Consider the following 13,705-nt stretch of genomic DNA (forward strand, 5'->3'; position numbering starts at 1 on the left):
CACCGCCAACATCGTGACCCTTCTGGCCCTGATCGCCATCGTTCACTTCGCTGTCACCGCCATCATCGCCCGCAAGCTGACCAGCGACGAACTGAACGCCGAAGCCGCTGAAAAGACCGGCACCGTGTCGTTCAACCGGGGTGCTGCCAACGACGGTTTCCGCAACGCCGCCTGATGCGGCATCCGGAAACAAATTTCCTTGCCAAGCGCTGAGATCCGGCCAATTCGCACAATCATGATTGCGGGCCGCGAAAAATTCTCGACGCTTATGCAAGGAAAGACCGTGAATGATCTCCCGCGATCGTAAATCACCGACTTTACATTCACAAAACTGCATTACCTTGCCGAGACGTTTGTGACGGCTGCTCGCCGATGTCGCTACGAGCCGATGCCGTCACGGTCATTCGATCTTTATCCGAGTCGACAGTTCCACTGATTCTTTCACAGTTCCGCAGCCGGTCGCTCGATCGTCCGCCTGCGCGGAGGCTGCGGATCAGCATCACGATACCGGCCCAGAACGAAGAAGAACTCATCGGCGACTGCCTACGCGGCCTCAAGGCCCAGGTGGACAGGTGGGGAGATCCCCTCGACCCCGACCTGTTCGAAGTCATCCTGGTGATCAACAACAGTACCGACCGACCGACCGGTCGGTCGAGATCGCCCATCGTTTCGCTTCCCTGAATCCCGAGTTCCGGCTGCACATCATCGATGTCGTCCTGGCGCCGCGCCATGCCCATGTCGGCTGGGCGCGGCGGCTTGCGATGGAGGAGGCGCTCGGCCGCTTCCGCTATATGCGGCGTCCGGGAGGCGTGATCGCGGCAACCGATGCCGATACGGTCGTGGCGCCCGACTGGGTGGCCCAGACGCTGGCGGAGGTCGAAGCCGGCGCAGAAGGCGTCGGCGGTAAACTGCTGCCGCCGCCGGTCAGTCTGCCCGATGCCGAGCCGCGCCTTCGCGAGACGACGCAGATGGGCGCCCGCTTCCGCCACAGCAACCGCGTGCGGGTCTTCACTTCGGACCGGCAGGACGGCCGTGCCGCCGGCGGCATGGCTGCGACCCTGGCGAGCTGGCGGTCGCACCTCGCGAGCGGCAAAGAAGTCCTTGTCGAATGCCCGGATGCAGTCGTCGGCCGGCTGACCGCGAAGCTCCCTGGGCGGGAGAACAAGGTGCCGCTCGATGAAGCGCTTCCTGCCCTGAGCCGACGAGTCATGGAGTCGCGATAACCGGCTTGCGCCGCGGACACGGGGTGAAGATGCCGCACTGGCGGAAGTAGAAACGGTGACGTAGGGGCGGAGGCGGATCGACCGCATACATCCGCAGGAAGCCGGCGCCGCCCTCATGACCCAGCAGCACGACCTTTTGTTCCGGGCACTCGTCGACGACGTCGCACGGGCAGCCGTCCTGATCCGCGACTATCTTCCGGAAGCCATCGCCTGCCGCCTGTCCGACGAGTTGCCCGTCCTGCTGGACGGCAGCTTCGTCGACAAGACCCTGACGCCGAGCTGGACCGACCGCCTGTTCTCCGTCAGGCTGCGCGATGGCGGGGCCATCCTGGTTTACGTCCTGCTCGAGCATAAAAGCTTTCCGGACCCGAAGACCCCGCTCCAGGTGCTCGGCTATATGGTCGATATCTGGCAGCGCCTCGTCGACGGCGACCCTGCGAAGATCCGCAAGCTGCCACCGATCGTCCCGCTGGTCTTCTATCATGGACGGAGCAACTGGAAGGTCCCGACATCGATCGTCGATTGCTTCGACGCCGATCATGGTCTGGCGGAATATCTGCGCGACCTGCGCTACTATGTCCGAAACATCGGCTACATCCCCGATGACGAGCTTTCCGCCGATCCGGAAATCCGGTCCGGCTTGCTGTCGCTGAAGCACGTATACCGGAACAGCGCCGACCCGGAGCTTCTTCTTCAGACCGTCCTGTCCGGCCTGCGCGACGGGACGCCCTTTGAAGAGCAGGTGATCCGTTATATGCTCGAAATGTATCCGCTGATCACGATGGACCTCCTGGTCAAGGTGGCCCATCGGATCAAGCCGCACCGGGAGAAGGACATGGTATCACTCGCCGCACAGGAATGGATCCGGCAGGGCAAGGCAGAGGGCATCGCCGAAGGCATTGCCGAAGGAGAAACCAAGGGCAAGATCGCCAGCGTCCTGATCACCCTGGAAGCCCGTTTCGGAGAGGTCCCCGGAGACATCGAGGCGCGTGTCCGTCAGACGGCTCCCGAGATGCTGGACGACGTGCTGCGGCGCGCCTGTACGGTGACGTCGCCCGAAGCGCTCTTCTCGGACCAAGCCTGGCACTGACTCCCGGCCAAGCGGAAGATCATCCGGCCTTCCGCAACAGGGTCAGCCGGTAATCGCCGGTCGAGCGGTCCGTCACGGCCTTGAAGCCTGGGCTGGCCAGAAGCCGTTCATGGACTTCGTCTCCCGTCAGGGGTAGTCCGTCTCGCGGACGTAATGGACCAGCAGAAGCGCTCCTTCCGTCCGAAGCAGGTCGCGGCACCTTTGCGCCGCCCGGTCGAGGTCCGGCATCGACAGGTAATAGCCGACTTCGGACATGAGGATCAGGTCGAACGACCCTTCCGGGGCCTCGTTCGGGAACTCCATGCGCTCGAAATGGACATGGGGCAGGTCGGCGTTCCGCTCGACGGCCTGGGCGAGGGCCAGCGGAGATATGTCGACCGACAGCAGCGACGCGCAACGCGCCGCGAGCTGGCGCGTCAGGACCCCGATCGAGCAGCCGATCTCGAAGGCGCTGTCATAGCGGACGTTGCCGAGGGCCTTCAGGGTGTCCTCGTACTTCGCCGCTTCGTAGGCGCTGCTCGCGAAGCGCCAGGGGTCGCGGCCGGTCCTGCGGAGATGTGCGATCGTCTCGTCCAGCAAGGCTTCGGCGCCGCCAAGCTGGACGGCGGCGAAGCGAATCGCTCCGCCCGAGAACCAGGGCTGGCGCTGGTAGTCCCCTGGCGCTCCGATCAGGTCGTCGGGCCGGATGGCGACATCGGCGAGCCGGACGGCCCCGCTGACCGAGGCCGCCATGCCGAGGGGCGTCCAGGCGGAGGCATCCGCTTTCAGCGGCAGTTCGTCACCGCGCAGCAGGCACATCCACGGGCCGTCCTCCCGGTCCGGCGAAACGGTGACGATCGGCCGGCTGATATGGCCGACGCCCCAACAATAGGTCTTTTCGCCGTCCAGGACGGGGCCGGCATCGCCGTCGAGCAGGTCGATCCCATGGGCGCCCTGGGTATTCCAGACAGCGAACATGTGGCCGGCAGCCGTGTCGAGTGCCGTTTGGCTGAACTGCGCGTCCGTCCCGAACTGTGCGACGAGTTGCAGGGCGTTGCAGTGCCCCTCGTAGAGCCGGCCGACCGACAAGTCGACGCGGCCCACCGCCCTCAGCGTCTCGAGCAGTGGGCGCATGGTGCCGGGAAGCAAGCCCAGCCCGCATCTCCATAGTCCGGAGGCAAGGGAGCCGACAGCAGACCGGACTGGGTCAGCGCCGCGACCGCTTCGGTCGGGAAACCATCTTCCGGAACCGGGGACATAATGGTTTCGGCGAATTCCGCCACGCGCTCGCGCGCTGTCGTCGGAGTGTATCGGATGCCGGAGGCGGCGGCGCTCGGTATGTTCATGAAAGCCTGACGCCCGGCCAGGGCGGAAAGCTCCATGACCGGGCGTCAAGTATCGGGCGTCGGGTGCCGCAGGTTCGCCGGAAGGCGCCTGCTACATGACGGCGCCGATCTGCCAGGGCACGAACTCGCTGTCGCCGAAGCCCTGTTCCTCGCTCTTGGTGTGCTTGCCGGACGCGATGTCGAGGACGAGCTGGAAGATGCGCTCTCCCGCCTGCTCGATCGTCTCCTCGCCATCGGCGATGGTGCCGCAGTTGATGTCCATGTCGTCGGCCATCCGCTGGTACATCGGGGTGTTGGTCGCGAGCTTGATCGACGGGGCCGGCTTGAATCCGGAGACGGAGCCGCGGCCGGTCGTGAAGGCGATGACGTTGCAGCCGCTCGCCACCTGGCCGGTCACCGCCGCCGGATCGTAGCCGGGCGAATCCATGAAGACGAAGCCCTTGGCCGTGATCGGCTCGGCATACTTATAGACGTCGACGAGGTTGGTGGTGCCGCCCTTGGCCGCAGCACCCAGGGACTTCTCCAGGATCGTGGTCAAACCGCCGGCCTTGTTGCCGGGGGAGGGATTGTTGTTCATCTCGCCGAGGTTGCGGGCGGTGTAGTCTTCCCACCAGTGGATCCGCTCGATCAGCTTCTCGCCGACCTTCTGGCTGACCGCGCGGCGGGTCAGCAGGTGTTCGGCGCCGTAGATCTCCGGCGTCTCGCTCAGCACGGCGGTACCGCCGTGGCGCACCAGCAGGTCGGCGGCCGCTCCCAAAGCCGGGTTGGCGGTGATGCCGGAATAGCCGTCGGAACCGCCGCATTGCAGGGCCAGCATCAGCTCGCTGGCCGGGACCGTGGTCCGGCGCGCCTTGTCCGCTTCCACCAGCATGGGGCGGATCATGTCGATGCCGGCCTGGATCGTCTTGGCGGAGCCGCCGGCGTTCTGGATGTTCATCACCTGGAACAGCGGGCCGCGCTGGATGCCGTAGGCTTCCAGCAGGAAGTCGATCTGGTTGACCTCGCAGCCAAGGCCCACGATCAGGACGCCGACGAAATTGGGATTGCGGGCATAGCCCCACAGCACGCGCTGGAGGTTGGCATAGCCCTCGCCGCTGTCGGCCATGCCGCAGCCGGTCCCGTGGGTCAGCGCCACGACGCCGTCGACGTTGGGGTAGTCGGGCAGCAGGTCGCGTTCGACCTTGGCGGCGATCTGGCGGGCGACGGTGGCCGAGCAGTTCACGCTGGTCAGCACGCCGATGTAGTTGCGGGTGCCGACCTTGCCGTTGGCGCGGCGGAACCCCTGGAAAGTCGCGCGCTCGGCTTCCGGCACATAGTCGGTCGGACGGGTATCGGCGCCGAAGGCGTAGTCGCGCGCGAAGTCGTGCATCTCGACGTTATGGACGTGGACATGCCGGCCGGGTTCGATGTCGGTGGTGGCGAAGCCGATGACCTGATCGTATTTCCGGATCGCCTCGCCCTTGGCGACGGGAACCACGGTGACCTTGTGGCTGCGCGGAATACGGTCGAGGCAGGTGACGTTCGTCCCGGCGAACGGCGCTCCGGGCAGCAGTTCGGCACGGGCGACGACCACGTTGTCGGCCGGCGAAAGACGGATCGTCAGGGATGCTTGGTCGGACTGTTCGGACATGGCCTTGGGACCTGTTTTTGATGATTCGGAGGTGCCGCTACAGCCAGACCAGCTGGCGCCGAGGCTTTTCCTCCCCCACTCCTGTTGATCCACAGTTAACCAGCAAATGGATCGTGTATGCAATATCCATTTTAGGGGAGCTGCTATGAATTGACCGGGGCGAACACGAAAGCGAGGGGAGCTTCCGGCTTACGTTCCCGACAGATAAGGCGGCAGCGGCGGCGGCTCGGACGACCGGAGGATCTCCAGCCGGCGCACGATCTTGGTGACCGACAGATCGAGATGACGCCGAAGCGCCGCGGCGGCACGGGCCGGCTTGCCGTCGAGCAGGGCTTGCAGGACCAGCCGGTGCTCGCCCATGAAGGGATCGATGCCGGGCAGGTCGATATGGCCGCCCAGTACGTATTTGTTGGAGATCAGCAGGGCCTGCGTCCGCTTCAGCAGGTCAAGAAGTTCCTGGTTGTCGCAGTGGGAAATGCAGTCGATGTGAAGGTCGCGCTCCAGCTGGTCGAGCTGCCGGATCGAGACGTCGGGGTAGGCCGCCCACGTGGCATCGAGACGCCCGATCATTTCCTCCAGCGTCGCTTGCCCGATCAGGGCGGCCGCCTTGGCAAGTGCCGCCGGCTCCAGGATGCGCCGCACCTCGTACAGATGACGCACGCGCTCGACGGTCAGCGGCACGACGAACCAGCGCGACTGCTTGTCCTTGCCGGTGATGCCCAGGTTCTGCAAGCGGGTAAGGACATCGTGGGCGACGGTCCTGCTGACGCCGAAATGCTGAGCAAGATCGTTCTCGACGATCCGCTGGGGACCGAACGGCGAGTGCGAGGCCAGCTCCCGCTCGACCTCGTCGTAGATGCGCTCCCAGGCGGCCGGCGTCTTGATTTCGGCAAGGCCCGGCGCGCCGCTGTCCAGAAGAGCAGGGTCGAAGGTGCGCCGGCGTTCGACGGGCGTAAGCGATCCGCCGGTCACCAGATATCCGCGTCCCTCGAAGCGCTTGACCAAGCCCTGGACGATCAGGTGCGACAAAGCCTTCTTTACCGGCGCCCGGCTCACTCCGAAGAACTCGGCTATGGGGCCTTCCAGTATAACCGTACCGGGCTCGATCTCACTGCCGACGATTTTCTGTTCGAGAATGCCTTGTATCTTCCGATAGATCGGTTCGGCTGAAAAGATCGTCCGCATTTCATTCATGGTGCGGAGCATAGCAGCGGGCTGAAAACGCGACAAGCCGCGGTGCCGCCGGCCTTAACCCTCCGCAACCTGAGGCGTGAGACAAATTATCACTATCGTTATAGCCGATAGTCACATTAGCCTTGGTTGATTAAGGGACGGCTTTGCTTCGGAGACAAAATGCGGACCATGCTGCATTGCAGCATGTGCGTCGCTTCGTCGCAGTTCAATCCATCTACAGTCTGGTTATCGTGTTTGCTGCAATGCAGCATAGGTCGAGGTTTTAAATGCTCGTCACACTTTCAATGGTGTTCTGCCTGATTGCCGACCCCACCCAATGCCATACCGTCACGCCGCTGATCCCGGACGATCAGTATCTCACGATGTCCAACTGTCCGATCGCGGGGCAGGCGGAAGGAGCGCGCTGGGTCGATGAGCATCCGCTCTATCGCATGAAGCGCGTTCGTTGCCACATGGGCAACAAGCCGCCCGAGCGGAGCGCCTGATGCTCGATCCATGACCCTCGGGGGCGTCCGGTGCCCCCAAGGGTCATGTCTTCATCCGTTATGTCGTCACGTTGATGCTGATCGCCGCCGTCGTGCCGGTCGAAATCGGGCCGGACAGCAGGTTCAGGCTGATCGTCGTGGTCATGCCGGGGGAACCGGTGTCATAGGACGTGCCGATCACGGCGGCCGACTTGCCTTCGTTGTTCAAGGCCATGAACCGCTTCGGGTCGATCACGACGTTGTCGGACATCTTGGTGGAACTGTCGGCGGCGGTGAAGGACCTCAGCGAATAGGTATTGGTGACGCCGCCGTCGGTCGACGTGATATCGAAGAAGTCGGACATCTCAAGGCCGCGGGTGCCGAAGCCGAACAGTTCGGACTCGTTGTCGAGATAACCGTTGGCGTTGGAGTCATAGCCGAGCATGGACTGCGAGTTGAAGCCGCCGAACTTGTCCGCCGCCGTCTTGTACGCGTCGTAGGCTCGTGAATTGAAGGCATCCAGGTATTTCTGCTTGGTCGTCTCGTCCGTGATCCAGGTCGGGTCCTGGGCCGTCGGGTAGGCGCCCTGCCTCAATTCCAGAAAGACCGCAGATTTCATCGTGTCGAAGTTGACCAGCGAGCCGAACTTGGCGCCGTTGTCGCTCGTCAGCACGTTGGACTGGATGGAAATGTCGGAGTTGAGCTTTTGGCCGACGGCAGGATTGGTGCCGCTGTAATCATAGGAGAGCGCATCGCCGAGCGAGGTGAACTTCTGCTCCTTGACGGCCTCTCCCGCCGTTCCGAACTTGGCAGCAGCCTCCGACTGGCGTTCCGGGGTCAGTGAGTCCCAGATACGCTTGCGGTCATCGGCTGCCAGCTTCAGGTTCGACAGGTACCCTGAAGGCATGGAAGCTGCGGCTGTGCTTGATGTTGTCGAAGACATTGCCCGCTCTCCATTCCTGCGCGTTCTGCTGCGGAACTATGCAATAGGCGTGCCGCGGATTTTCCGCCGCACCGTCTAAGACTATCTCAATTTGGTGGTAGGATCAAGCGAGTCGATATGCCGCTGGTCAGCCGCCGTCCACGGCAAATTCTGCCCAAGGGGGAAAAATCTGCCGTGGATCGCCCGCAAGGGCGTAAATCAGACGCAGCCGGGCGGCATGACGTAGAGCGTGCCGTCCGGGCGTCGGACGATGTAGCAGTTGGAACCCTGATACGCCAGGATGGCGATGCTGCCGAAGCCCTGGATCTTGCTGATGGACTCCGGCAAGCGGACCGGAGCCAGTTTGCGGGGACCGCCGGCGGGCTGGGACGGGTGGTCTTCCGTCAGCGCGCCCACCAGTTCGCCCCTGCTGTTGAGGATCAGCGCCAGGGACGGATCGGCGAAACCCTCCGCCGTCAGCGCCTTCCGGTCGAGCGGGGCGATTTGCAGTTCCTGCGCCATGACCGGCGCGGTCCCCATCATGAAGCCGGCCAGAATTCCCGCCGCCGCGATCCTCGAACCAACGCTGCCGATCATGTCGATACCCCCGGTTGTCATGTTGATGAAGGCTCAGAACGAAAGCGACAGCCGTCCCAGGATCGTCCGCGCCGGGATGAACCTCGGTCTCGTCGTCGTATTGGTGATCGAGTCCAGGTCCTGGTACAGGAAGTTCTCGTCGAACAGGTTGCGGACCTCAAGGCTGACGCTGCCGCGCCGTTCCGGCAGGCGGTAACCGACGCCCAGGTCCACCGTGACGAAGTTTTCGCGCGTCTGGTCGAAGAACGGTTCCAGCCGCTCCTCCACCTGCTGGCTGACGAAGTTGACGCCGGCCTTGGCGAACAGCCCGTTCTCCGCGAAATACCTGACCTGGACCGGCACCGTCATCGTGCGCAGGCGGGCGATATCGACCAGTTCGTTCTCGTTGTCGAACTCGTCCCATTCGAACTCCGCCGAAACGGCCCAGTCGGACGCGGGCGCCCAGTACAGGTAAGCGCGCACCTCGTCCTCCGTCCGGTCGCGGCTTTCGCTGACCGGCGGTTCGCGGCTGACCACCTGCGGCACGTCCAGGTCGCGCCTGACATATTCGACGCCGCCATAGACGGAGCCGAATGAGCCTCGGCCGAGGACCGCATCCATGCCGATGCCCTTGACCCAGGCCGAAGTCTGGTTGAACTCGTCGGTGAACTGGTTGAAGCCGGCGACCTGGGTCGGTTCCAGCGTCTGGTCGACGATCAGCAGCCGCTTGAAGGTGCGGAAGGCCGCGGCCCGCAGCTTCAGCCGCTCGGTCAGGTCCCATTGGACGCCGAACTTTGGATTGAGCTTGTCGAAGTCGTAGACGCCGTTGTCGAAATGGTCGGCGCTCAGGCCTACCGTGACGATCACGTCGCTCCACGGCGTCAGGTTGACATAGCCATAGGCATTGGACTGGCGGCTGGTGAAGCTCTCCGTGAACGGGAAGCTCAAGCCCGACAGCAGATCCTCGAAGGTCGAAACGCTCTTCTGCCGGATGCGGTACGCACCGCCGCCCGCCGTGAAGTTGAACATGTCCCCGCGATAGATCCCCTGGACCTGGGCGTCGATGCCGCGCTGCTCGATATCGTCGGTGAAATTGAAGAAGTCGTTCGCCTGAAGCTGCTTTGCGTCGCGCTCGCTGGCGATCAGCGACGCCAGAAGGTCGACCCTCGGCGTCGGCGAGTAGCGCAGTCCCAGGCGCGCCGTATCCTGGTCGATGTCGGTCCGCCCGGTGCGGGAGAAATTGTCGGGGTCGAAGTTCTGCGTCAGGTCTCCCTGCTCCGTCCGGCGCGACCGGATCTCCGCCTGGACGCTCAAGGTATCGGTCAGCGCCGCCTGTCCGAACAGCGTGTAGATGTCGTGCTCGACGTCGTTGTTCTCGCGGTAGCCGTCGCTCTGATAATGGAACTGGCCGGCGCTGAAGGCGGCCCGGCCGACGATCCCGGACAGCATGACCTCGTCCGCCAGGGTATCCAGGTTGCCGGCGACGCCGGTCGCATCCAGCCTGATGCGGTCACGCTCGAACAGAGGCCCGTATTCGTTGACTCCGGCTTCCGACGGGAAGGCGCCGGGCAGAACGTGGAGATCGGCCGCGCTCAGGCGGGGCTGGACCGGATCGATGGTCAGCGGCTGGAGCAGCTGGGATTGCAGCAGCGCGCTGGACCGGGCGATCTCGTGCCGCTCCAGCGGCGCGTAGATGTCCGACAGGAACCGGTTGGCCGCGGCGCTGTCGGGGTCCTTGCCGAGGGCCTTCGCCGCCTGTGGCAGGCCGAGCCTGTCGAAGCCCAGATCGGTGTAGACGCGGCCCAGCGCGGCGCCCCGCGTCGCCAGATCCTCGTCCAGCGACAGTTCGGAGCGGAACGGCGCCCGGTTGTCGTTCAGGCCGATCGACCGTTCTATATCCGCCAAGGCGTCGACCGGCCGGTTGGCGGCCCGCTTTCTAAGGCCGTCGTAGAAGAGCGGGGTCGGGTCGAGCGGGTCGAGTTCCTTCGCGACGCCGTATTGGCCGGCCGCGCGGTCGCCGCGCCGCTCGTCGTCGTAAGCGCGGCCGAGATAGCTGCGGACCAGCGAATTGCCGGGATCGAGCGCCGCGGCGATCTCCAGCTCGTTCCGGCCGGCCTCCAGATTGCCCTGACGGATCAGGGCGAGACCCAGGCCCAGGCGGGGCAGGGGGTCGGACGGTTCCAGCACGACCGCGCGTTCCAGGACCCGCTGCGCCTCGCCCGGCCGCAGACGCACCAGGGCGGCAAGCCCCAGGATCGTCTGTGCCTCGCCCATGTCGGGCGCCAGTTCGGCCGCCTTGCGCGCTGCCTGTTCGGCGTCGTCCCTGTAGCCCAGGATCAGCAGGATCTCAGCCAGGCGGGATCGCACCAGGGGGTCTTCGGGATGGATCGCGACCGCATTCTCAAGCGTGGCGCGGGCGCCTTCCAGCCGGCGGTCGGCCTGCAAGGCGTAGGACAGCGCGATCCGGGCCGCTGCGGAGCGGGGGTCCAGTTCGACCGCGCGCAAGGCGTCGGACAGGGCGCTGTCGATGTCGTTCACGGTCACGGCAATGACGCTGCGGAGCGAGAGCGCCCCGACATGGTCGGGATTTCCCGCAAGCGTCTTTTCGATCGCTTCGCGCGCCTCGGCAACCCGGCCGACGCTCAGCAGCAGGGCGTCGCGGTAGAGGGGCACTTGCGGGTCCGCAGCCCCCGTCGCCAGTTCGCGGTCCAGGCGGGCGATCGCTCCGGCGTGATCTCCCCGGCGGCTCAGCGCCAGCGCTTCGACGACCGAAGCCGGCAGGCCGGCGCTTTCGGCGGTGCCCTGCGCCGACATCGTCGCCAGCACCGGCTGGAAATAGAGCGTCCACTGGGCTGCATCGCGCGGGCGTACCGTGATCCTTTGCACCGGTGCCGTTCCGGCGCGGGCTTCCGCCGTCCCGGCGGCATCGAGCGTCACGGCGCCCTGCGGGTTGCTCGCCCGCACCCGTCCCTGCAAGACCGTGACCGAGGCCCTGTCGGCTTCGGCCACGACGAGAAACTCCGTGCCTTCGACCGCGGCGTTCACGAAGGGCGTCGTGATGCTGAGGCTTCGGGGCCGATGGCTGAAGACCTGGATCACGCCCCGGATCAACCCCAGCACCGACGGTTCTTCTTCCTCGGCCGGAGCCGGAGCTACTTCCAGCGTGGTGGTCTGGTCCAGCCGAAGCACGGAGTCGTTTGCCAGGGCCAGAGCTGCCCGGCTGTATTGGCCGGTGCGAATGGCGTCGCCGGCACATAAGGGCTGGTTGGTCGTCGCCGGCCGCCAATCGGAGCTTCCGGCGATACGTCTTTCGACGGCGCCTTCAAGGGAGGCGATCCTGCCTACCGGCGACGTGCAGCCGGGCTGCTGCATACCGGCCGGAAATCCATCCGCTCCCTGCGCTTCGGCCTTGTCGGGCCAAGTCAGAAGCGCCAGCCCTCCGATCAGCGATGCCAATATCGGCGACTGCAACCAAGTTTTGATTGTCATCCGATGTTTACCATCTAGGCCGACCTTTTTTATTTCGGCTTTGGCAAGCCGGGTTACGGTCTGTGGTAACGCTCTCGTCAAGGCAGTAATCGTCCTGTTATCGGCATCCGTCTGGGGGTGTTTCTGTAATATGAAGCCGCCAATCGTGTCAATGCTGTTCAAATAATTCAAAATAGCGGTATTTGAGGAAATTAGTCGAAAGGCCGCTGCGGATGTGTTACTACTTGGCTTCGAGCCTGACGACGGCGCTGTCGTCCAGGACGCGGATCCCGGCGCAGTGGCTGGCGCATCGGTCCAGGTGGAACCGGCTCGGACCGTCATCGGGAAACTCGCTCAATACACGGTGCAGCAAGTCCGATGCTTCGGCTATTCGGCCGCCCTCGAACGCTTCGAGGGCGGATTCGAACAGCGATACCAGCCGCAGTTGCGAGGTCGATGCCTCCGTCCGGCGTGCGATGACTTCGTGGATATCCAGTTCGCCGGCCTTGCCGAACAGGCGGAAGCGCCCGAGCCGGCGTGTCAGCACCATGTCCAGGTCGCCGACGGCTTCCCGCGACGCCAGGATGGTGGTTCCCAGATGTTTGTTCAGTCCTTCGATCCGGGACGCGGTGTTCGGGATGTCGCCGACGACGCTCCAGGCGAAATGTCCCTTGCCGCCGACATTGCCGACCATGATCCATCCGGTATGCAGCCCGATCCGGGTCGGCATGGGCCGGCTCGGGTGCTGCCGGTTGAAACGCTGGATGGCTGCCGCCATGTCCAGCGCCGCCATGACGGCGCGGATACGTTGGGCGCGGTCGGGCTGCGGATTCGCCCACACGCTCATGATGCCGTCGCCGACCACGTCGGTAACGGTCCCGCCCTGCACTTGGATCTGTTCGAACAGGGTGGCGAAATAGCTGTCCAGCAAGGTCGCCAGCTCACGCGGCGGCAGGGTTTCGGCCAGCGCCGTGAAACGCGCGGCGTCGCTGGCGACGCAGGTGCCGAAGACGAGATCCCGGGCGGAGCCTGGATCGATGGACCCGCGCGCCATGTCGGCGGCCGCCTTTTCCGGCAGATAATAGCGGATCGCGCGGGAAACGTTCACGCGCTCCAGGTTGGCCGACAGGTACTGCCACAGAAGCCCGCCGAACAGCGCCAGCGGGACCTGTACCAGCAGCGGCACCGCCAGCGGCAGCCAGAGATGGTTCTGTTCGAACATCTTCAGGGTAAGGCTCAGCCAGGCCCAGGCGATGAACAGGGTGGCGGCAACGGCCCAGGTGCCCGGCAGCAGATAGGCCACGAAGCCGATCGCCAGCCCGAATCCCGCCAGCATGGCGACCACCGTTCCCTGCCGGGGCATGGCCAGGGTGGTATCGTCGAGCAGGTTGGCGAAACCCGTGGCGGCGATCTCGACCCCGCTGATGTCGATGCCGTCGCCGGTGGAGAAGACCGTGTAGAAGCTGTCCACGTTGGTCGAAGACCGCTCCGCCACCCCGACGAACACCGCGCGGCCGTTCAGGTCCGGGATCGGCTTGTTCTCGATCAGGTCGGCGAAGGGGATCACCGTGATCGTGCTGGCCGGTCCGTACAGGTTCAGATAGTAGTGCTGCGGACCCGTATGCAGCCGGTTCAGCGCATCGATAAGCCGGCGCTCGTGTTCGCCCAGCCGGGCGGGCAGGGGCGGCAGCCGGTCGATCAGCCCGGGGTCCTGAAGGAGCGCGCGGCGGACCGCCAGCGAAGCCTTCTGGATCGACCCCGGTTCGCTCAGCAGGTCGTTGTCGGGCGGCAGCGTCTCCAGTCCCGGCACGCC

The 13,705-nt window shown here is 64.8% G+C and carries 12 protein-coding genes; 4 read left to right on the plus strand and 8 right to left on the minus strand.

The features are described from left to right. Positions 1-372 precede the first annotated feature (372 nt). The 3 genes from AC5JJ6_RS18425 (at position 373) to AC5JJ6_RS18435 (ending at position 2,313) form a co-directional block, all read left to right on the plus strand. The gene (locus tag AC5JJ6_RS18425; protein WP_496043446.1) at positions 373-681 is read left to right on the plus strand and encodes a glycosyltransferase family 2 protein; all 309 of its coding nucleotides are present in this window, start codon (positions 373-375) and stop codon (positions 679-681) included. Further along, positions 573-1,223 (plus strand): glycosyltransferase, encoded by a 651-nt coding sequence (locus tag AC5JJ6_RS18430; RefSeq protein ID WP_496043447.1) that lies wholly within the window; start codon positions 573-575, stop codon positions 1,221-1,223. Before AC5JJ6_RS18425 ends, AC5JJ6_RS18430 begins: the two co-directional genes overlap by 109 nt. A gap of 115 nt (positions 1,224-1,338) precedes the next feature. Next, positions 1,339-2,313, plus strand: a complete 975-nt coding sequence (locus AC5JJ6_RS18435) for an Rpn family recombination-promoting nuclease/putative transposase (RefSeq protein ID WP_496043448.1) — start codon at positions 1,339-1,341, stop codon at positions 2,311-2,313. Positions 2,314-2,439: 126 nt separating this feature from the next. Here the strand turns inward: AC5JJ6_RS18435 and AC5JJ6_RS18440 are convergent, their stop codons facing one another. The 4 genes from AC5JJ6_RS18440 to AC5JJ6_RS18455 all read right to left on the minus strand — a co-directional run bounded on the left by AC5JJ6_RS18440 (position 2,440) and on the right by AC5JJ6_RS18455 (position 6,462). After that, positions 2,440-3,426, minus strand: coding sequence for an SAM-dependent methyltransferase (locus AC5JJ6_RS18440; protein WP_496043449.1), 987 nt, complete (start codon positions 3,424-3,426; stop codon positions 2,440-2,442). Further along, positions 3,402-3,674, minus strand: coding sequence for a hypothetical protein (locus AC5JJ6_RS18445; RefSeq protein ID WP_496043450.1), 273 nt, complete (start codon positions 3,672-3,674; stop codon positions 3,402-3,404). The genes AC5JJ6_RS18440 and AC5JJ6_RS18445 overlap by 25 nt, the downstream gene beginning before the upstream one ends. Before the next feature lie 55 nt (positions 3,675-3,729). Then, on the minus strand, positions 3,730-5,268 hold the full coding sequence (locus AC5JJ6_RS18450; protein WP_496043451.1) for a UxaA family hydrolase: 1,539 nt from the start codon (positions 5,266-5,268) through the stop codon (positions 3,730-3,732). A gap of 189 nt (positions 5,269-5,457) precedes the next feature. Further along, the gene (locus tag AC5JJ6_RS18455) at positions 5,458-6,462 is read right to left on the minus strand and encodes a GntR family transcriptional regulator (RefSeq protein WP_496043452.1); all 1,005 of its coding nucleotides are present in this window, start codon (positions 6,460-6,462) and stop codon (positions 5,458-5,460) included. 266 nt (positions 6,463-6,728) lie between these two features. Here AC5JJ6_RS18455 and AC5JJ6_RS18460 point away from each other — a divergent pair, with 266 nt between their 5' ends. Continuing rightward, positions 6,729-6,947 carry a hypothetical protein gene (locus AC5JJ6_RS18460; RefSeq protein ID WP_244619671.1) on the plus strand — a complete coding sequence of 73 codons (219 nt, stop codon included), beginning with the start codon at positions 6,729-6,731 and terminating at the stop codon, positions 6,945-6,947. A 58-nt stretch (positions 6,948-7,005) separates the two neighbouring features. Here the strand turns inward: AC5JJ6_RS18460 and AC5JJ6_RS18465 are convergent, their stop codons facing one another. The 4 genes from AC5JJ6_RS18465 to AC5JJ6_RS18480 form a co-directional block, all read right to left on the minus strand. After that, entirely contained in the window at positions 7,006-7,833 is an 828-nt protein-coding gene (locus tag AC5JJ6_RS18465) for a hypothetical protein (protein WP_496043453.1), read from the minus strand. A 234-nt stretch (positions 7,834-8,067) separates the two neighbouring features. Further along, positions 8,068-8,466, minus strand: coding sequence for a hypothetical protein (locus AC5JJ6_RS18470; RefSeq protein WP_496043454.1), 399 nt, complete (start codon positions 8,464-8,466; stop codon positions 8,068-8,070). A 12-nt stretch (positions 8,467-8,478) separates the two neighbouring features. Continuing rightward, entirely contained in the window at positions 8,479-11,913 is a 3,435-nt protein-coding gene (locus AC5JJ6_RS18475; protein WP_496043455.1) for a TonB-dependent receptor domain-containing protein, read from the minus strand. 220 nt (positions 11,914-12,133) lie between these two features. Further along, the coding region (locus AC5JJ6_RS18480) for an adenylate/guanylate cyclase domain-containing protein (RefSeq protein WP_496043456.1) at positions 12,134-13,705 on the minus strand (1,572 nt) is incomplete at its 5' end.

Source organism: Skermanella sp., from assembly GCF_059503625.1.